The organism is Tateyamaria omphalii (assembly GCF_001969365.1).
Lineage (GTDB): Bacteria > Pseudomonadota > Alphaproteobacteria > Rhodobacterales > Rhodobacteraceae > Tateyamaria > Tateyamaria omphalii_A.
Window position 1 is genome coordinate 1440992 of the sequence record NZ_CP019312.1, and the last position, 18748, is coordinate 1459739.

The window sequence follows — 18748 nt, forward strand, 5'->3', positions numbered from 1 at the left end:
TCTGCACAGGATGTCAAACTGCCAAACCATCGAAGAGCTGTGGGAAGCCCACACGCGCAAGATGGAAGGGTACGGCTTTGACCGTCTGATCTATGGCTTCACGCGCTACCGGTCCAGCACATCGCTGGGCGATCCCGAAGATTTCATTATCCTGACCAACCACGCCAAGGAATACACCGACACGTTTCTGGGTGAACAGCACTATGTCCACGCGCCCATGGTCAACTGGGCGCTCAACAACGAAGGGGCGTGCAGCTGGGGCATTCTGGCCCAGATGCAATCGACCAAAACGCTCACGCCCTCGGAACAGCGCGTGTTGGAATTCAACTACTCAAAGGGCGTGACGGCAGGCTACACGATCAGTTTCAAATCCGTGTCGGCCCGGTCCAAGGGCGCCATCGCCCTCACTGCGCGCGCAGGAATGAGCCAGGACGATATTGATGCCGTGTGGGCCGAACATGGCCGCGACATCCACCTGATGAACAACGTGGCCCACCTGAAAATCCTCACCCTGCCCTACAGCGCGCCCAACCGGTCCCTGACCAAACGGCAACGCGAGGCGCTGGAATGGGTCGGTGATGGCAAGACCATGCAGGATATTGCAGTTCTGATGGGTCTGACTTCGGCAACGGTAGAGAAGCATTTGCGCCTTGCGCGCGAGGCTCTGGCAGTGGAAACAACGGCGCAGGCCGTGCTCAAGGCGGCCTTCGCCAACCAGATGTTCATCCTCGAGGCCTAGCCCATGCCAAAATCCGTTCTGCGGTATCTGAGCCACCCCCAGGTTCAGATTGATCCTGCTGTCGACATCACCGAATGGTCCCTGAACGACGTGGGTCGCGCACGAATCGCGTCGCTCGCCGCCGTTGCGCTAGACCGTCTCAGCGACACCGTCGCGGTCTATTCCAGCCCCGAACGCAAGGCGCGTGACGCGGCAGAGCCAATTGCATCCGCGCTCGATCTGACCGTCCAGATCGCGCCCGACAGCTACGAAAATGATCGCTCTTCAACCGGTTATCTCCCCCTGAAGAGTTCGAGAAGACCGCAGATGTTTTCTTCGGCAAACCCGCGGAATCTGTCCGCGGCTGGGAACGCGCAGTTGACGCGCAAACAAGGATTCTAAGCAGCGTTAAGCACGCTCTGCGGGAAGTTCCCGCCGGAGATGTGCTGATTGTCGGACACGGTGCGGTCGGAACGCTGCTTTTTTGTGCAATCAAAGGATATCCCATCACACGGACCTATGATCAGGGTCCCGGAGGTGGCGGAAATCTTCTCATTTTCGACCGTGAAACACTTGAAATCAATAGTGAATGGCAGTCTTTGGAAACCCATTTTTTGCTATAAAAAATAATAGCTTCCGCTCCGGCTCCGTATCGCTCAATGACCCTTCTTTGAAACAAAAATACGGCGAACGTTACGTCAATCGCAATTTTTGACCGTTAGGTAAGGAATCCCCCACTTTGCTAATCCCAAGTAAATTTGGCATTGTGTCCATGTTCCGTGAGTGGTGGCTTTAGCCAGGGAACAGCGAGACGGATCCTTCGCCATTTCGGGGGCTCTGCGTCTCGGCCGGTTTATCCGGAGCCGGTTCACCTGTGTATTGATCCGCAGGTGGGCCGGATTTGTAGCGTCCACGTGTCTCATCCCCGTGGCCAAGGACGCCGACAAAAGGGCGGGATTGCGACCCCAAACGCGGTCCCGCCCACCCTCATCTCTCAGGCAACACCGCATCCGTCGCTGTCCGGATCGCCGCTGACATATCCGCATCCAAAGCGGAATGCGCCGTCCCGCCAAGGATTCGCAACGTGGCCGCCGGCCAGGCCTGCGCCAACGCCCAGGCGCCCCGCAACGGGCAAGACGGATCAAACCGGCTGTGGATCATCGTGCACGGAATGTGGGCAATGGCCGCGACATTCTTCAGCAATTCATCGTCGCCCAGCCATGCCTGATGCGCAAAATAATGCGTCACGATTCGCGCGAATCCCAGGCGAAATCCCGGATCGGCATAGCGCGACGCGGGGTCCCGGATATCTCCGCCAAAGATCGCCGTCTCCCACTGACACCACGCATCCGCCGCGGCCTGTGCCCGTCCCGTATCACGCAACCGGTCGGCATAGGCCGCAATGCGCTGGGGCGTCGCGGCGGCGTCATCCGAAACCTCGGGCACATGCGCACAGAACGCCGCATAGGCTTCGGGAAACATCGCGCCCACATCGCCATAGAGCCACTGCAGATCACGCGCCGCCGTCGTCGCAACACCCGCCAGCACCATCGCACGCACGCGATCAGGATGGGCCTGCGCATAGGCCATCGCCAGCGTCGTCCCCCACGACCCGCCACACAGCACCCAGGCCTCGACACCAAGGCGCGCGCGCAGCGCTTCGATATCCGCAATCAGATGCGCCGTCGTGTTGGCCTCCAGTGCGTCCAACGTCGCCGACGCGCGCGGGGTCGACCGCCCGCACCCGCGCTGGTCCAGCAAGGTCACGCGGTAGCGGCTCAGATCAAACAGATCATAATGCCCCGGCCTGCACCCGGACCCGGGCCCGCCATGCAGGACAAGCGCATCCACCCCCTGCCCCGCCTGTTCGAACCACAGACGATGGCCATCCCCCACATCAAGCATCCAACCCTCCAACGCAAAACGGCGCGCCCGCATGGACACGCCGTTTCCAACTCAATGCAAGGAAAAGATCAGCCCCAGATCACCCCTGAACGGCCTTCGCGACCTCGGCGGCAAAGTCTTCCTTCTCGACCTCGATGCCCTCGCCCACTTCCAGGCGGGCAAAGCCGGTGATGGTCGCACCAGCCTCTGTCGCTGCGGCCTCAACGGTCAGGTCGGGGTTCACCACGAAAGACTGGTTCAGCAGGGTCGCCTCGGCCACGAACTTCTTCATCCGACCCACGATCATCTTCTCGATGACCTGCTCGGGCTTGCCGCTCTCGCGGGCAATGTCCATCTGGACTTGCTTTTCCTTCTCGACCACGGCGGGGTCCATGTCAGCCTCGGACAGGGCGGCAGGGTTCACAGCGGCGATGTGCATCGCAACCTGCTTGCCAAACGCCTCGTCACCACCGTCCATGGCCACCAGAACGCCGATCTTGCCCATACCGGCAGCCGCCGCATTGTGGACATAGGACACAACCGTGCCGCCGGAGATCTTCGCCATGCGGCGAACAGACATGTTCTCGCCAATGGTGGCGATCTTGTCGGTCACGACGTCACCGACGGTCTTGCCGCCCATGTCGGCCGCAACCAGCGCGTCAACACTGTCCACGCCCAAGGCTGCGGTGGCGATGCCCGATACCATCTCCTGAAACTCGGCATTCTTGCCGACAAAGTCGGTTTCCGAGTTCACTTCGACGGCCACACCGGTGCCACCGTCCACAACAACGGCCACCAGACCTTCGGCTGCGGTACGGCCCGATTTCTTGGCGGCCTTCGCCAGACCCTTGGTGCGCAACCAGTCCACGGCGGCGTCCATGTCGCCATCCGTTTCGGTCAGCGCTTTTTTCGCGTCCATCATGCCTGCGCCGGTGCTGTCGCGCAGTTCTTTCACCATTGCTGCTGTGATTGCCATGCTTGGCTCTCCTCAAATAGGTGTGGTTTGCGGCAGGGCTTAGCCCGCCGCATATGTCAGCTTCGTGACAGCGATCAGCTGTCGGCCTTGGCCACGGTCTCTTGCGTCGATTCGATGTCCAGCGGCGCGTCCTTGGCAATCGCATCGTTGGACACGGTCTCGTTCGACGCGGCACCAACTTCGACGCCTTCGGACACGGCGTCCTCGACGGGCGCCTCTTCCATCGCACCCAGGTCAACGCCTGCGGCACCCAGTTGGGCACTCATGCCGTCCAGTGCTGCGCGCGACGCCAGATCGCAATAGAGCGAGATGGCACGGGCCGCATCGTCGTTGCCGGGGATGATGTAATCGACACCATCGGGCGAACAGTTGGTGTCCACGACAGCCACAACCGGGATGCCCAGCTTGTTGGCCTCGGCCACGGCCAGCGCCTCTTTCTTGACGTCAATGACAAACAGCAGGTCAGGACGACCGCCCATTTCGCGGATCCCGCCAAGCGACGCTTGCAGCTTGCCCTGATCCCGTTCCATGCCCAGACGCTCTTTCTTCGTCAGACCTTCAAACCCGGTCTCGGACTGCTCGTCGATGGACTTCAGACGGTTGATCGACTGCGAAACTGTCTGCCAGTTGGTCAGCGTGCCGCCCAGCCAGCGGTGGTTCATGTAATATTGCGCGCATTTCTCTGCGGCTTCGGCCACGGGGCCTGCGGCCTGGCGCTTGGTGCCAACGAACAGAACGCGGCCACCTTTTGCGACGGTGTCGCGGATGGCCTGCAGCGCCTGGTCCAGCATCGGAACAGTCTGCGTCAGGTCCATGATGTGGATGCCGTTGCGCGACCCGTAGATGAACGGGGACATACGCGGGTTCCAGCGCTGTGTCTGGTGACCAAAGTGAACGCCCGCTTCAAGCAGCTGACGCATGGAGAACTCGGGAAGAGCCATGTGCTTTATCCTTTTTCCGGTTTTCGCCTCGTCCGGGGTATCAGTGCGGATGCACCAACCGGTGGACATCTGGGGATGTCTCCCCCATCTGCCCGCCCCGAACTGCGGATTGATGGGCGGGCTTTAAGGCAGAGCCTCCCCATTGACAAGGGCAAAATCGGCCCCGGTCCACGCCCCATCGTCTTCTGGCTGAAAATACTTCGGGGAGTCCGAAGGACGGGGCAGAGCCCCAAAAACATGGTGTCGCGCCCCGCGCGTCATTCGGATGTCGAAACCACAACATCTGGTTGGCAACAGACGATACGCACATAGAGCGGTGCATGACCGGTGCACAGGGTGTGTACAGGTGGTGTACGCGGGGTGACAGGCCACCCGCGCGCGCTGATCATACGTCGCACGCAACAAAAGGTTAAATTTCCGCGTTGCCGTTAACGCGATGTTCATCGGCGGCAAGGCTATGGCTGCCCCGCACGATCGTCTCTGCCGCGGCAGCCAACGCCTTGCGATCGGCGACGTCAGACACCGCAATCGCCGGATGATAGATCACCTCCACATGACCGTGACGGGGCAACGCCAGCGTGGCCAGCAGATGTGTGCCGAACTCCATATCCCCCCACCAGCCATAGGTCCGCGGATCGCGGCCCGCGGGCGCATGGTAGACCACTGTGACGGGCTGCACTGACATGCGCGGGCGCAAGGCATCAGCAAAAAACGATGCAAAAAGGGTTGTCTTGAAGGGCAAGACCCGCAACCCGTCCGTGCTGGTGCCTTCGGGGAAAAACAACAGGCGCTGCCCCGCCATGAGCCGTTCCTCGAACAGCGCGGTCTGCGCCTTCGCCGCGCGCCTGTCACGGGCGATGAACAGCGTGCCGGTGGCACGGGCCAACGTGCCAATGCCGGGCCATCCGGCCACCTCGGATTTCGACACGAAATAGATGCGGTCCGCCGCGTTCAGCACAAAAATATCCAGCCATGACGAATGGTTGGCGACAATGGCCCCCTGCCCCGTCATAGGCCTGCCCGTCCTGCGATACGCCAGCCCAAGCCAACGGAGCGACAGGCGGCACACCACCTGGGTGATCCACGGTGTCCACGGACGATGAAGCGCGAAAAGGGGCCGTTCGACCAACCGCAGCGGCAGCAACAGGGCCAGCCCCACAAGAATGATCAGAATGATGCCCAAAGCACGCCAGACCATGCGCAGAACGGCAAGCGGGCCGCGCTCGACGTGCTCGGGCGGCGGCGCGCCATCCCATGTCATGCTCATGATTGCGCACCATAAATGCGCTTTTGACGCTCGGACATGGCGGCCGTGTCCATGATCATGCACACGTCGGTCGTGTTGAACGTGTGATCGACATAGGCGCCCGCGCCGACCACTCCGCCCAGTCGCAAATAGGCTTTGATCAGCGCAGGCACTTCCAGCATCGCAGCGCGCCGGTCAATCCCGGCCTCGGGCACCAGATCCATCGGCACGGCATGTGGTGCGCGGGCGCGAACCCTGAGCGGCTCTGGCGCCAGATGGCGGTGGTGAAGCAGCGACAAGGGCGCCGCCAAACGCGGGACATTCGTGCCGTGAAAGGATGCGACACCGAACATGATGTCGATCCGATGCTCGGCCACATAAGCCGCAAGGCCGTTCCACATATGATAGAGGGCCGGACCGCCACGATAGGCGGCATGCACGCACGACCGCCCCAGCTCCAGCAGCCTGCGTCCGGTGGCATGCAAGGGTGCAAGATCATATTCATCCTCGGAATAGAACTGCCCCACCTCTTCGGCCCGCTCCGCCCTCAGCATCCGGTACACGGCCACCACCTGCCCGACGGCGTCGTCATGCAACAGCAGATGATCAAAGAAAGGGTCAAACCGGTCCCGCTCCAACCCCGCCTCGTGATCGACCAACGGCCCGCCGCCGCGCAGCTCGCGCACGAACACATCATAGCGCAGACGCTGGGCAGCGCGCAGATCAGCGTCCGTATCAGCCAGCGAGACGCGAAATTCGGGCACATGGGTCAGGGTCATCGCGGGCGGTTTAGCGGGATCGTTCGAAAATGGGTAGGCGCTGTCATACAGATGCGACCGCAGGTTGCAACGCGTTAACAATTCGGAAAGGATGTTCAGGCATCAAACACCGGAACCAAAGCAACCCGCGTCCCATCAATCACCATCTTGCCCTCATTGGGAAAATTCACGGTGACCTTGCCTGCGATGTTGCTTTGAACCTGTCCGATACCCCAGTCTTCGTGCTGGGGATGACGCACCAACATACCGGGGGCCAGAATGGCGTTCATATCTTCCATGATGTGGCCTTACCAAATGCTGAACTGGGGGGCCGCTGATGGGCCAAAGTAACATCAACCTTGCAGCACTGATCGGCAGCAGGATTTGTCATGATCTCATATCGCCGATCGGCGCGATCAACAATGGGCTCGAGCTTTTGGGCATGTCGGATGCGCGCGAAGGGCCGGAACTTGATCTGATCTCGGAAAGCGTCGGCAATGCCAGTGCGCGTATCCGTTTCTTCCGCATCGCCTATGGCGCGGCCAGCGATCAGTCCCTCGGCCGGGCGGAGGTTGTGTCGATCCTGGCCGACAGCATGCGCGGCGAAAGGCTCAAGGTGGTCTATGGCCCGCTGGACCCGCAACCCCGCTGGGGCGTGCGTATGGCGTTTCTGGCGGTGCAGTGCCTGGAAACGAGCCTGCCCTATGGCGGGCGGATCGAGATTGCCTGCTCCGACGGTGCTTGGGACATCACCGGACATTCTGCCAAGCAAAGCGTGGATACCGGCCTTTGGGGCCTGCTCAGAGGGCATGACGTGCAAGAGCTTGCGCCCGCACACGTTCAATTTGCCCTGCTCCACGAAGTGTCCAAGGATGCAGACCGCAGCCTGAACACCGAACTGACCCCAGAACGGCTGTCGATCCGGTTCTAGCGTTTAGCTGCGGACGGTTCCGTCGCCGCGCACCAGATATTTGAAGCTGGTCAGTTGCGCCGCACCAACGGGACCGCGGGCGTGCATCTTGCCGGTTGCAATCCCGATTTCTGCCCCCATCCCGAACTCGCCGCCGTCGGCGAATTGGGTGGAAGCGTTGTGCATCAGGATCGCACTGTCCAGCTGGTCAAAGAACTGCGTCGCCGCAGCCGCATCTTCGGTCAGGATGCAATCTGTATGGTTCGATCCATAAGTGCGAATATGGTCGATAGCTGCGTCGATATCGGGCACGATGCGAGCGGCAATGTCCATATCGAGGTATTCCTTGCCCCAATCGGCGCCCGTTGCCGCCAACACGCCGTCAATGGTCTGTAAACCAATATCCGCATGTACACGCACCCCTGCGTCCATCAACGCCTTCACCACGCCTTGACCGATGGTGTTTGCAATATCAGCGTGAATCAGCAGGCATTCAGCAGCGCCGCAAATGCCGGTGCGGCGCGTCTTGGCGTTCAAGACGACCTTGAGCACCTTTTCAGGGTCGGCGTCCTTGTCCACATAGATATGCACGATCCCTTCAAGGTGGGCAAAGACGGGCACGCGCGCCTCGCGCTGGACCAGACCAACCAACCCCTTGCCGCCGCGCGGCACAATGACGTCGATCGTGTCGGTCATGGTCAGCATCTCGCTCACGGCTGCACGGTCGCGGGTCGGCACCAGCTGAATCGAGTCTTCGGGCAGGTTCGCGTCGCGCAAACCCGCTTGCAGCGCGCCGTGAATGGCACCCGAGGAATGAAAGCTCTCGCTGCCGCCGCGCAGGATCACCGCGTTGCCCGCTTTGAGGCACAGCGCCCCCGCATCCGCCGTCACATTGGGACGGCTTTCATAGATGACACCGACGACACCCAGCGGCGTGCGGACGCGCTGAATGTTCAGTCCAGTGGGCTGGGTCCATTCGGCCATGACCTCACCCACCGGATCGGCCTGTTCCGCGACGGCGCGCAACCCGTCGACGATCCCCCGAATGCGGTCGTCGTCCAGCCGCAGCCGGTCCATCATCGCATCCGTCAGCCCCTTGTCACGGCCAAATGCCATATCTTTCTTGTTGGCAACGATGATCGCGTCACGGCTGTTCCAGACATGATCTGCGGCGGCAATCAACGCGGCATGCTTGCGTTCCGCGCTGGCGAAAGCGAGCGTCGCCGCAGCCGTTTTGGCACGCGCGCCGATGTCGGCCATCAGCGTGGGAATGTCAGCGAAATCTTTCATGTGTCACGTCCTTTGCAGGCGATGGGCCAGAGGATTTTTTGCCTCCGGCGGAAGTATTTTTAGCCAGAAGAAGATCAAAGCGCCATGTCATCCCTATGGATCAGCGCTGCGCGGCCCGGATAGCCCAACAATGCTTCGATCTCGGCGCTTTGGTGTCCCTTGATCTTCTGTGCCTCATCGGCGGTATAGCGGCTGAGACCCAAGCCCAATTGCCGCCCGTCCGGGCCGGAAATCGACACGGGGTCGCCGCGTCCAAACGCCCCGTCAACCGCGTGAACACCGGCAGGCAAAAGGCTGTTTCCATTGAATAATGCCTGTGCAGCGCCCGCGTCGAGGGTTACAGACCCCAGCGGTTTCATGGCCGCGATCCACCGCTTGCGCGCCGCTTGCGGGTCGAGCGTGGCGGTGAACCAAGTAGCATTGGCACCATTTTCTAGGGCCTTCAGCGGGCGCAGCGCGGCACCTTGGCAAATCGCCATGGCGCATCCCGCCGCCGTCGCGGTTTTGGCGGCCATCAGTTTCGTTTTCATGCCGCCTTTGGACAGGCCCGAGCCTGCGTCACCCGCCTGCGCTTCGATATCTGGGGTTATGCGGTCGATCACCTGATAGCGCTGTGCCGCGGGATCCACGGCAGGGTTCGCGGAATAGAAGCCGTCCACATCGGACAACAGAACAAGCATGTCAGCCCCGATGGTGGCCGCGATCTGTGCGGCCAGCCGGTCATTGTCTCCGAAGCGGATTTCGTCCGTGGCGATTGTGTCGTTCTCGTTGACGATGGGCACCACGCCAAGCCCGATCAGCTGTTCCAGCGTGGCGCGTGAATTGAGGTAGCGGCGACGGTCGCGGCTGTCTTCCAGGGTCATCAGCACCTGAGCCGTTGTGATGCCATGTGGGGCGAGGGCTTCTTCATAGGCGCGGGCAAGACGGATTTGGCCTACCGCTGCAGCTGCCTGTGATTGCTCAAGCGCTAGATCGGTCGTGGGCAGGCCCAGCACACCACGCCCCAGCGCAATCGAACCGGAGGAGACAAGCACGACCTGTACCCCCCGCCCCTCGAGCCAGGCGACATCGCGCGCAAGCGCAGCCAGCCAGTCCGTGCGCAGCGCGCCCGTGGTCCGGTCGACCAGCAAGGCCGACCCGATCTTGACCACAAGCCGTTTGGCCGTGGTCAGGGACGCCATGGCTCTGCCTCTTCGGCGGGGCGGTGGCGCAGCCTGTCGTCGTCAATCTGTGAGCGGAGCGTGCGCAGAACCTCCGTCACGCCTTCGCGCGCAACGCTCGACATCAGCATGACGGGTCCGTCTGACGCTTTTTCCAAAGCTTGGCGGGCCTCGTCCCGTTGGTCGTCGTCCAGGGCATCAATCTTGTTCAGGACAGTGACGCGCGGCTTGTCGGCAAGATCCCCGCCATAGGCTTCAAGTTCACCAATGATGGTGGCGTAATCTTCGGCGACCGTTTCGGATGTGCCGTCAATTAGGTGCAACAAAACCGCGCAGCGCTCGACATGGCCCAAGAACAAGTCGCCCAGCCCCCGCCCTTCGGAGGCACCCTCGATGAGGCCGGGGATGTCTGCCACGACGAATTCGGTGTTGTCGACGCCCACGACACCCAGATTAGGATGGAGCGTGGTGAATGGGTAGTCGGCGATCTTCGGCCGCGCATTCGACGTGGTGGCGAGGAAGGTGGACTTGCCCGCGTTGGGCAGCCCCAGAAGGCCCACATCGGCAATCAGCTTCAGGCGCAGCCAAAGCGTGCGTTCGACACCCTCCTGCCCCGGATTTGCGCGGCGTGGCGCCTGGTTGGTGGCGGATTTGAAGTGAAGGTTGCCCCAGCCTCCATTGCCGCCACGCGCCAGTTCGACCGTGTCGCCGACATTGACCAGATCGGCGATCACCGTCTCCTGATCCTCGTCGAGGATTTCTGTCCCCGCGGGGACACGCAACAGGATGTCGTCGCCATCCTTGCCTGTGCGCTGCCGTCCCATACCGGGCTGGCCGTTCTTGGCAAAGAAGTGCTGTTGGTAGCGGAAGTCGATCAGCGTGTTCAGGCCGTCAACCGCCTCGGCAATGACGGAGCCGCCGCCGCCGCCGTCACCGCCGTCGGGGCCGCCATATTCGATGTATTTTTCGCGCCGGAACGATATGCACCCGTTCCCGCCTGCACCCGAGCGGATGTAGACCTTGGCCAGATCAAGAAATTTCATGTGGTGGTCCTAGCGCGGGGGTGCGCCCCCCGCAATCAGAGTTTGCGGCTATAGGTCCAGGTGGGCACCGTGGCGTCGCGCGCGACCGAAAAACTTTCGGCGTCGCCCAGATATTCGAACCCGCAATGGGTCAAAACCCGGGCCGAGGCCGGATTGTCCTGAAAAACGCTTGCGAACATCGTGGCGTTTGCCATCGGGTTTGCGTCGACCAGCGCCTGAACCGCGTCGGAGGCAAGGCCGGTGTTCCAGAATGGCGGTGCAACCCAATATCCCACCTCGGACTGGTTACGGTCCATCCGGGTCAGGGAAATGATGCCCATCACCTCGGCGCCGCCGGACTTGTGCCCGTCCATGGCCCAAACGTCCTCGTCCCGGTCATTGGCCATGGCGCGCGTGACAAAGGCTTCGGTCATGCCGGGTGGAACAGGATGCGGGATGGATGTTGTCATGCACGCAACGCGCTTGTCACTGGCATACATTTCGATCAGGCCCATATCGGATTTTCGCAATGGCCGCAGCACAAAGCGCTCCGTCTCGATCACATCCTGGGTCACGATAGTCTCCATCTCCATTGTCATGTTCCTCCTCCGAACAAAACAAACAGGACCGATGCGACGGTGAGCGCCGCAAGGCTATACATCAGATAAGGTTCCGCCGCCGTTCCTGCGAGGGTGCGGGCGATACGATCACCCGCAAGCGTCCAAAGCGGATGCAAAACCACCTGCGTGGCAAGCAATATCCCGCCAATGGTTGCTGTTGCGATAACGGGGTCGGTGCCTGGGGTGACGAAACCGGTGAAACCGGCCACGATCATCGCCCATGCCTTGGGATTGAGCGGATGCACAATCAGCCCTGCAAGAAAACCAGGTGCCTTGGGTGCGTGTTTGGACGGTCCGAGCCGCAGCTGCGATACCTTCCAGGCCAGCCAGATGATGTAGGCGGCCGAGATCCATTTAAGTGTTTCGAACACCAAGGGCACCCTATCGGCCAATTCCATCAGGCCAAGGCCGACAGGCCAGATGATGAACTGCTTGCCCAGAGCCACTCCCGCCACGAATGGAAGTGCTGCACGGAACCCGTAGCGGGCGCCGGTGGCGAGCAAGGCCATATTGGCGGGACCCGGTGTGCCCACCTGGCTGGCCGCGAACACGGCAAAGGATGCGGCGGCCACACTCATGTCAGCCGCACCAGATCACGATCAAGCAGCCCCATGATCAGATCATCATGCCAGTCAGCACCAATCAGCGCAGATTCCCGTTCGCGCCCCTCGACCTTGAAGCCCACCTTTTCATAGGCCGCGATGGCGCGCGCATTGAAATCCAGCACACGGCATCCCAGCCGGTGAAGGCCCATCTGGTCGAATGCGTGTACCGCCAGAAGCTGCATCGCCTCGGTGCCAAAGCCCTTGCCCAACGCCGCCGGGTCGATGATCCCGATGGCGATCTGGGCGCGCTTGTCGGCATGGTTCACGGTGTGCAGACGCACAGAGCCCAGCAAAGCGCCACCGGCGTCGATGATCCAGGCATAGGGTTCTGCCTCTTGCGCCTTCACCCACGCCTCTGCCGCGTCGCGGGTGATGTCGCGCACTTGGGTGGGGTCGCCGCCGAACATCTTGATGATGTCCGGCGTGTTGCCGAGGGCAAAGCGCGCGTCGATATCGCCGAAGCCGGTGTCGCGCAACGTCACCCGCGGGCCGCGCAAGATTGGTTTGGGTGTCGTGTTCATGCCTGATCCTCCCACCGGCTTTGCGTCAGGACCATACGCTGCAGGACGTGGCAGTCGCCTGTGGCTGGGCAACGCGCCTGTTCTTGCGAAGTGCGCACGAATCCGAGTTTCTGCAGCACATGGCGCGACGCGAGATTTTCCATGAAGTACCCGCTGATCAATTCGTCATGCCCTTGGGTGAAATGGCGTTTCACCATGGCGCGGCACGCCTCGGACGCATAGCCACGGCCCCAATGGTTTTTACCCAGCCAATAACCCAATTGCCCCTCGGTGCCGATGCAGCCGACCAGTTTGCTACCCGCGCAGATCACAAAGGTATTGCCGTTGCCATTTTGCACGGCTGACACGAACTCATAGGCGTCCGACAAGCCGTAGGGGTGGGGCGCACGGGTCAACCAGCGGGACACGTCCAGATCCCCCACAAGCGATGCGATGGCAGCCGCATCCGCCATGTCCGGGCGTCGCAGTGTCAATCGTTCGGTTGTGATGTGGTCTGTCATTGGACCATCCTCGCTGGTTGCGGGGGGCGGAAACGCAGAAAGGGACCGGCGTTTCCGCCGATCCCCTGAATTTCGAAAAACCCGTTTGTGGTTCGGCTTATTCAGCAGCCTCCGCAACCGGAAGCACCGAAATAAATGTGCGACCCTTCAGGCCCTTGTGGAACGTGACGGCACCTTCATCGGTCGCAAAGATCGTGTGATCCTTGCCCATGCCCACGCCCTGGCCCGGCCAAAACTTGGTGCCGCGCTGACGCACGATGATGTTGCCGGGGATGGCCGCCTGGCCACCATAGAGTTTCACGCCAAGACGGCGGCCCGCGGAGTCGCGACCGTTACGGGATGAACCGCCTGCTTTTTTATGTGCCATGCGTCTCTCTCCTTAGCCTTTGGCCAGTTCTTGGGCCTGAGCGATCCAGCCTTCACGCTCGATCCGACCTTTGAACGACAGTTTCTCGTCCATAGCAGCAACGTCCTCTTCGGTCCATGCTGCGATTTGCGCGAATGTGGTCACACCCGCGTCGTGCAATTTCTTCTCAAGCGCGGGGCCCACGCCAGACAGTTGCTTCAGATCGTCGCCAGCTGCGTCCGCTTTGGGCGCCGCTTTCTTGGCTTCTTTCTTGGGCTCTGCCTTGGCTTCGGCTGCGGGCGCTTCGGCCTTGGCCGCCGTCTTGGCAGGCTTTGCAACAACAGGTGCCGCAGCGATGCCAAAGCCAGAACCATTTTCGGCGGCCATCACACCCGACTTGTCCGCACCGGAGGCGAGGATGTCGGTGATTTTGACCAGCGTCAGTTGCTGGCGGTGGCCCTTGGTGCGCTTGGACGAGTGTTTCCGACGCCGCTTGACGAAGTTGATTGTCTTGGGGCCTTTGATCTGTTCGATGACTTCGGCCTGCACACCTGCGTCTGCAACAACGGGCGAACCAACGACGGGGCTGTCGCCACCCACCATCAGAACCTCGTTGAATTGAACCTTGTCACCTGCATTTGCGGCCAGCTTTTCAACGCGGAGCGTGTCGCCCGATTGAACCTTGTACTGCTTGCCGCCGGTTTTCATAACCGCGAACATTACGTTCTTCCTTTGTCTGCCGCGTTCTGTGGCCCCGGTTGCCCGGTGTTGTGGCATCTGCCGCCTCGAACAGCGCGCCCTGCATGGGGCGTCATTGCGAAATAAAGCACCGCCGGAGAGGCTCCAGCGGCGTGTGCGCGCCTTTTGAGCGAAGGGGTGCAGGATGTCAACGGCTAACTATAGGGTATGCAAGCGCTCAGCCCGCTCACAACTCGTTTTGCGGCAACAGACGGCCAGCAGCCTGGCCAAGCGCGTATGAGAGGGTCGTGTAACTCTGACCAAAGGCTAGAAACAACGCATCATCCACCTGCGCGCCGACCTCCGTTTCCCAGAATGCCGTATAAATCGCGATGTCATCCTCGCTGAGTGCCGATTGCACCAGCGCGTTGTAGCCGCGCAGCCAGCTTTCGGTGTCAATCAAGACACGGGCCCGCAGGCGTTCCATGTCGGGTGGGTCACCGGACAGTCCCGATGCGTCGGCCATGCCGTCCAGAAATGCAGCCTGCGCCGCCACGGCCACATCCGTATTCCGTTCGATCAGGTTTCGGGTCAGCAAGTAATCAGTGACCATTTCGCCCGATGCTGATTGTGCTGATTTGGCTGCCTCCTCAACGCTGTCGTCCATGAACGCGCGCCGCGCTTCGACCTCAAGCGTGATGATGCGTTCGCCCAACGCGCTGTCAAAGAACAAAAGCGCCTGTTCCGCGATGGCCGGATCCAGCTCTTCGGCCATCACCAACCTGAGCTCGCTTTCCATGCGTTGCGGGTCGTATAGGCGCGCGACCGTGTCGGCCCAGACAGCGCCGCCCTGCCCGTTCAGAAATGCGTCGTCGATAGACGTGCCCGCATCGCGCCCCTCGGCCACGAACGCCTCGACCAGTTGTGGCACGCCCATGGCGTTTATCAGCCTGTCGACATCCGCCAGCGCGGTTTGAGCCAATAGTCCAAGCGATACGGTCAGGGCGGCAAGGCGCATTTACAGTTCCTGGCTGGGCTGCAGCGACTGCATGGCCCGCGCCAGCGCTTCGAACCGGTTGGCCATGATCTCGTACTGTACGGCGTTCATAAGGTCATAGACGTTGCGCATCTTGGGGTGCTCCAGCGCCTCCGTGTATTCCAGCACTTCCTCGTCCGAAAACGATTGGTACGTATAGGCTGCGCCGGTGAGCGCGCCTTCGGCAATCTCTTCCTTCAACACGTCTTCATCGCTGGACAGCAACTCGCGCAAGTCAGGTTCTTCCAGTTGCAGCTCGATCACGCCCGCGCCGGCCGCCGCCAGAAGAAAGCGCACCTGAATTTCCTGGATCGCCCGCACGCTGACGCCCGCAGTATCCGACGCTTCGTTCATCCGCTTGAGGTAGTCGAGGCGCGGGCTGTCAAGCTGTTCAAGGCCCGCCACGATGGCTTCACCGCTTTCCTGTTTCAGCGTGTCGTCTTCTTTCATGTGGCTGGCATTCTCAGCCTCGACCAGACGCTGGCCAAGATCCGTGGCATAGAAGTCCGCCGCATGGGTCAGCATGTCGTCATCGAGCGTCCTTTCCAGGATATCGAGCGCCAGGTTGTGCATCGTTTCAGTCTTGAACACATCCGTCGTCAAGCGGGTCCATTCCGTCCCGAAATCCTCTGCTTGCATGCCCAGCATCTGCGGTGCGGATTCCGCCGACAACCGGATGCTTTCAAGGGCCACGTCAAAGCCGGTTACTTCCAGAAAGTCCTGCAACTTGGCCCGGTCGGCCGCCCAAGCCACCACCGGCAAGGCCATCGTCAGGACGAGGGCGGCAAATCCTGCTCGTAGCGCGCGCATGGGTGTCTTCTCCTATTGATCTGCTCGGTCGTGTCGATCTGTTGAACAGGTTATGGCTTTTTGCGGGCGCGTCCATCAAATTTCCCGTGTGCGCCCTATTGCGCAAAAACCGCCTTGCGCGTGCGCACGGTTCCCTCTAATTGGGCGCACCAGACCCCCGCGGAGAGGTGCCGGAGTGGTCGAACGGGGCGGTCTCGAAAACCGTTGTGGGTGCAAGCCCACCCAGGGTTCGAATCCCTGTCTCTCCGCCATTTTCAACAACTTGATCAGGATGATCGGCCGCCCGTTCATGTCGTCGCGATGCGGGCCACTTGCCTTTGCCGCTTAAAAAAGGTGCCATACCCGCGACCCTATCCCAAGGAGCGCTTTGGCATGACGACCGCCGCAGAGATCGCATTTGGAAGCCTGTTGCTGGTGATCTGTGCCATTGTGCATGTCGGCATTGTCACAGCCGCAATACCGGTAATCATCAGGGTGGCATCGGCGCTTCATGGCGCGCGGACGGCGCTGAGCGTCTTGCTGCTTCTCAGCCTTGGCGTGATCGTCATCCTGTTTGCGCACACGATCCAGGTCTGGTCCTGGGCGTTCGTCTTTTTGCTCATCAATGCGTTCGATGTCTTTGCGGACGCGTTCTATTTCGCGATGGCGACATACACCACGGTGGGATACGGGGACGTCATTCTGGAACCCGGGACGCGCATCTTTGCCACCTTTGCCGCTGTGACGGGGTTTCTGACCTTCGGGATCAGCACGGCCTTTCTGATGACGGTCATCAGCGCGTTATTTCCCAAGATACATGGCCACGACACTTAAATGGCAGCGCGCCCCGCACCACATCCGCGACCTTTTGACGAGGACAATGGAAAACCGGGGCGCACTGGCTAGTTGATCCGTCATGCAGATGGACGACCCGTCCCCCTTCCAGCGCCTTTGGGCACTTGCAATTGGCACGCTGCGCCCGCCGCCGGGGCGCGGACGGATCGCGCTGGCTTTCGCCTATGGAATTGTCTGCCACGCGCTCTTTGCGGCAGCGGTTATCGCCATGATCGTAGCGATGTTCTTTGGCATGACCATCAGCCTTGGCAACCTACCTGCGCCGTGGTCCTTTGCGGCAAACGCGCTCTTGCTGCTGCAATTCCCGCTGGTGCATTCGCTTCTTCTGACGCGGCGCGGCGGGCCAAAGCTGTCGCGCCTCGCGCCCGCCCCGCATGGCGGTACATTGGCGACCACCACCTATGCCATTGTTGCGTCCATCCAGCTGTTGCTCCTCTTTGCACTATGGACACCGAGCGGCACCATCTGGTGGCAAGCCGAAGGCGCCGCGTTCATCGGGCTCTGCGCCGCATATGCCGCCAGCTGGGCGCTGTTGATCAAGGCAAGCTATGATGCCGGCGCTGAGGTGCAGTCGGGCGCCCTGGGCTGGATGTCACTTGCGCAAGATAAAAAGCCGGAGTTCCCGGACATGCCCACAACGGGCCTCTTCCGCTTTGTCCGCCAGCCCATCTACGTGTCCTTTGCTCTGACGACGTGGACGGTCCCCGTCTGGACACCGGATCAGCTGGCAGTCGCCATCAGCCTCACGGCTTACTGCCTTTTGGCCCCATTGTTGAAAGAACGCCGCTTTGCCGCCCGTTATGGTGACCGGTTTGCAGCCTACAAGGCGCGTGTGCCTTACGCCCTTCCCCTCCGTTGGACCCGAACAGATGACACAGACACAACGCAACAACCTTCAGATCTATGACGATGTGTCGGCCCAATGGTGGTCGGACGACATCAAATGGGTGCGCACGCTGAAAAACATGGTGCCGGGGCGGCTGAAATGGTTTGACCGGCACATCGACTGGGTCGGCAAGGACGTGCTGGACCTGGGCTGCGCGGGCGGTTTCATGGCCGAGGCGCTGGCAGAGCGCGGCGCGCAGGTGACCGGGATCGACCCGGCGGAGCAAGCAATCGAAGCAGCGCGGGTTCATGCAAAGGCGACCGGCAAGAACATTCATTATGAGATCGGCGTGGGCGAGGATCTGCCCTACCCCGACGCCAGTTTTGATGCGGTTGCGTGCGTCGATGTGCTGGAACACGTGGCGGACCTGTCTCAAGTGTTGGCCGAAGTGGCGCGCGTCTTGCGCCCCAGCGGCATGTTCCTGTTTGACACGATCAACCGCAATCCGTTGGCGCGGCTCGCCACGATCACGATTGCGGAGGACGTGATCGGCCTTCTGCCCAAGGGCACGCACGATCCCGAGATGTTTATCAAGCCCGCGGAACTCACCGCAGCCTTGCAACGGGCAGGGTTTGACATCGGCCCACAGACCGGGCTGGGCCCGCGCGGCCTGACCCGTCAGCTTGACTTCACCTTTGGCCCGCTGCCCAGCAAGGCGATCATCTACATGGGCGTCGCGACCCTGCCCGGCCGGACGACCACATGACCGATCCAGTCGCCCGCTACCTGATGCTCACGCGCGAAGTTCTACCGCAAATGGCGGCTGAACCGCGGCGCGGCTGGCCTGTGCGCAACGATCACTGCTTTCAGCGGATCGTGCTGGATACGGTCTGCAGTGGGGTTTGGTACAACCATGTGCAACGCCCGGCGTACAAGCATCTGACGCAGGATCAGGCGCAGCGGGCGGTCGCGTTGTGCGACGACATCGTCACGGGTCGCGCCGACCTCCATGCGCTGAACCGGCAATCGCTGGCATGGCGCGGGAAATTGCAGATCAGGGCCTAAAC

24 protein-coding genes, 1 tRNA gene and 1 pseudogene are annotated in these 18748 nt (G+C 61.3%); 9 read left to right on the forward strand and 17 right to left on the reverse strand.

Going from position 1 to position 18748, the window contains the following annotated elements; genetic code table 11:
* Positions 1-10 precede the first annotated feature (10 nt).
* The 3 genes and pseudogenes from BWR18_RS07195 to BWR18_RS22060 form a co-directional block, all read left to right on the forward strand.
* Positions 11-739: a LuxR family transcriptional regulator gene (locus BWR18_RS07195; protein WP_076630178.1), complete on the forward strand. Its 729-nt coding sequence runs from the start codon at positions 11-13 to the stop codon at positions 737-739.
* 3 nt (positions 740-742) lie between these two features.
* Positions 743-1120: a histidine phosphatase family protein gene (locus BWR18_RS22055; RefSeq protein WP_254684949.1), complete on the forward strand. Its 378-nt coding sequence runs from the start codon at positions 743-745 to the stop codon at positions 1118-1120.
* Positions 1084-1341: pseudogene (locus BWR18_RS22060) on the forward strand (histidine phosphatase family protein); the annotation flags it as partial. The gene BWR18_RS22055 and the pseudogene BWR18_RS22060, both read left to right, overlap by 37 nt.
* Positions 1342-1705: 364 nt before the next feature.
* Here the strand turns inward: BWR18_RS22060 and pip are convergent.
* The 6 genes from pip to BWR18_RS07230 form a co-directional block, all read right to left on the reverse strand.
* Positions 1706-2656, reverse strand: a complete 951-nt coding sequence (gene pip, locus BWR18_RS07205) for a prolyl aminopeptidase (RefSeq protein WP_076627348.1) — start codon at positions 2654-2656, stop codon at positions 1706-1708.
* A gap of 46 nt (positions 2657-2702) precedes the next feature.
* Positions 2703-3578: a translation elongation factor Ts gene (gene tsf, locus BWR18_RS07210; protein WP_076627349.1), complete on the reverse strand. Its 876-nt coding sequence runs from the start codon at positions 3576-3578 to the stop codon at positions 2703-2705.
* A gap of 74 nt (positions 3579-3652) precedes the next feature.
* Positions 3653-4519: a 30S ribosomal protein S2 gene (rpsB, locus tag BWR18_RS07215; RefSeq protein ID WP_076630179.1), complete on the reverse strand. Its 867-nt coding sequence runs from the start codon at positions 4517-4519 to the stop codon at positions 3653-3655.
* A gap of 409 nt (positions 4520-4928) precedes the next feature.
* The gene (locus BWR18_RS07220; RefSeq protein ID WP_083957660.1) at positions 4929-5786 is read right to left on the reverse strand and encodes a lysophospholipid acyltransferase family protein; all 858 of its coding nucleotides are present in this window, start codon (positions 5784-5786) and stop codon (positions 4929-4931) included.
* Positions 5783-6544: a GNAT family N-acetyltransferase gene (locus BWR18_RS07225; RefSeq protein WP_076627351.1), complete on the reverse strand. Its 762-nt coding sequence runs from the start codon at positions 6542-6544 to the stop codon at positions 5783-5785. The genes BWR18_RS07220 and BWR18_RS07225 overlap by 4 nt, the downstream gene beginning before the upstream one ends.
* A 95-nt stretch (positions 6545-6639) precedes the next feature.
* Positions 6640-6822 carry a DUF3553 domain-containing protein gene (locus BWR18_RS07230; protein WP_076627352.1) on the reverse strand — a complete coding sequence of 61 codons (183 nt, stop codon included), beginning with the start codon at positions 6820-6822 and terminating at the stop codon, positions 6640-6642.
* A 38-nt stretch (positions 6823-6860) separates the two neighbouring features.
* Between BWR18_RS07230 and BWR18_RS07235 the strand changes: the two genes are divergently transcribed.
* A complete protein-coding gene (locus tag BWR18_RS07235; RefSeq protein ID WP_076627353.1) occupies positions 6861-7454 on the forward strand; it encodes a histidine phosphotransferase family protein in 594 nt (197 codons plus the stop codon).
* A gap of 3 nt (positions 7455-7457) precedes the next feature.
* On the opposite strand, the gene BWR18_RS07240 is transcribed toward BWR18_RS07235, so the two are convergent.
* From BWR18_RS07240 to BWR18_RS07290, 11 genes are all read right to left on the reverse strand, one after another.
* Positions 7458-8723: a glutamate-5-semialdehyde dehydrogenase gene (locus BWR18_RS07240; RefSeq protein ID WP_076627354.1), complete on the reverse strand. Its 1266-nt coding sequence runs from the start codon at positions 8721-8723 to the stop codon at positions 7458-7460.
* 74 nt (positions 8724-8797) lie between these two features.
* Positions 8798-9904, reverse strand: a complete 1107-nt coding sequence (gene proB / locus BWR18_RS07245; protein WP_076627355.1) for a glutamate 5-kinase — start codon at positions 9902-9904, stop codon at positions 8798-8800.
* Positions 9892-10926, reverse strand: coding sequence for a GTPase ObgE (gene obgE / locus BWR18_RS07250; protein ID WP_076627356.1), 1035 nt, complete (start codon positions 10924-10926; stop codon positions 9892-9894). The genes proB and obgE overlap by 13 nt, the downstream gene beginning before the upstream one ends.
* Positions 10927-10961: 35 nt before the next feature.
* Positions 10962-11498 (reverse strand): GNAT family N-acetyltransferase, encoded by a 537-nt coding sequence (locus tag BWR18_RS07255; RefSeq protein WP_076627357.1) that lies wholly within the window; start codon positions 11496-11498, stop codon positions 10962-10964.
* A gap of 2 nt (positions 11499-11500) precedes the next feature.
* Entirely contained in the window at positions 11501-12103 is a 603-nt protein-coding gene (locus tag BWR18_RS07260; protein ID WP_076627358.1) for a LysE family translocator, read from the reverse strand.
* Positions 12100-12651 (reverse strand): GNAT family N-acetyltransferase, encoded by a 552-nt coding sequence (locus BWR18_RS07265; RefSeq protein WP_076627359.1) that lies wholly within the window; start codon positions 12649-12651, stop codon positions 12100-12102. The genes BWR18_RS07260 and BWR18_RS07265 overlap by 4 nt, the downstream gene beginning before the upstream one ends.
* Positions 12648-13151: a GNAT family N-acetyltransferase gene (locus BWR18_RS07270; protein WP_076627360.1), complete on the reverse strand. Its 504-nt coding sequence runs from the start codon at positions 13149-13151 to the stop codon at positions 12648-12650. Before BWR18_RS07270 ends, BWR18_RS07265 begins: the two co-directional genes overlap by 4 nt.
* Before the next feature lie 97 nt (positions 13152-13248).
* Positions 13249-13518: a 50S ribosomal protein L27 gene (gene rpmA / locus BWR18_RS07275; RefSeq protein ID WP_076627361.1), complete on the reverse strand. Its 270-nt coding sequence runs from the start codon at positions 13516-13518 to the stop codon at positions 13249-13251.
* A 12-nt stretch (positions 13519-13530) separates the two neighbouring features.
* Positions 13531-14217, reverse strand: a complete 687-nt coding sequence (locus BWR18_RS07280; RefSeq protein WP_076627362.1) for a 50S ribosomal protein L21 — start codon at positions 14215-14217, stop codon at positions 13531-13533.
* Positions 14218-14422: 205 nt separating this feature from the next.
* Entirely contained in the window at positions 14423-15193 is a 771-nt protein-coding gene (locus BWR18_RS07285; protein ID WP_076627363.1) for a DUF2059 domain-containing protein, read from the reverse strand.
* Complete coding sequence (locus BWR18_RS07290; RefSeq protein WP_076627364.1) at positions 15194-16021, reverse strand: DUF2059 domain-containing protein; 828 nt, start codon at positions 16019-16021, stop codon at positions 15194-15196.
* A gap of 161 nt (positions 16022-16182) precedes the next feature.
* On the opposite strand from BWR18_RS07290, the gene BWR18_RS07295 reads away from it, so the two are divergent.
* The 5 genes from BWR18_RS07295 (at position 16183) to BWR18_RS07315 (ending at position 18746) form a co-directional block, all read left to right on the forward strand.
* Positions 16183-16272 (forward strand) — tRNA-Ser (locus BWR18_RS07295).
* A 121-nt stretch (positions 16273-16393) separates the two neighbouring features.
* The gene (locus tag BWR18_RS07300; RefSeq protein ID WP_076627365.1) at positions 16394-16834 is read left to right on the forward strand and encodes an ion channel; all 441 of its coding nucleotides are present in this window, start codon (positions 16394-16396) and stop codon (positions 16832-16834) included.
* An 88-nt stretch (positions 16835-16922) separates the two neighbouring features.
* Positions 16923-17762, forward strand: coding sequence for a methyltransferase family protein (locus BWR18_RS07305; protein WP_216637320.1), 840 nt, complete (start codon positions 16923-16925; stop codon positions 17760-17762).
* The gene (gene ubiG, locus BWR18_RS07310; RefSeq protein WP_076627367.1) at positions 17725-18447 is read left to right on the forward strand and encodes a bifunctional 2-polyprenyl-6-hydroxyphenol methylase/3-demethylubiquinol 3-O-methyltransferase UbiG; all 723 of its coding nucleotides are present in this window, start codon (positions 17725-17727) and stop codon (positions 18445-18447) included. The genes BWR18_RS07305 and ubiG overlap by 38 nt, the downstream gene beginning before the upstream one ends.
* Entirely contained in the window at positions 18444-18746 is a 303-nt protein-coding gene (locus BWR18_RS07315; protein WP_172839367.1) for a hypothetical protein, read from the forward strand. Before ubiG ends, BWR18_RS07315 begins: the two co-directional genes overlap by 4 nt.
* The last annotated feature ends 2 nt before the right edge of the window (positions 18747-18748 follow it).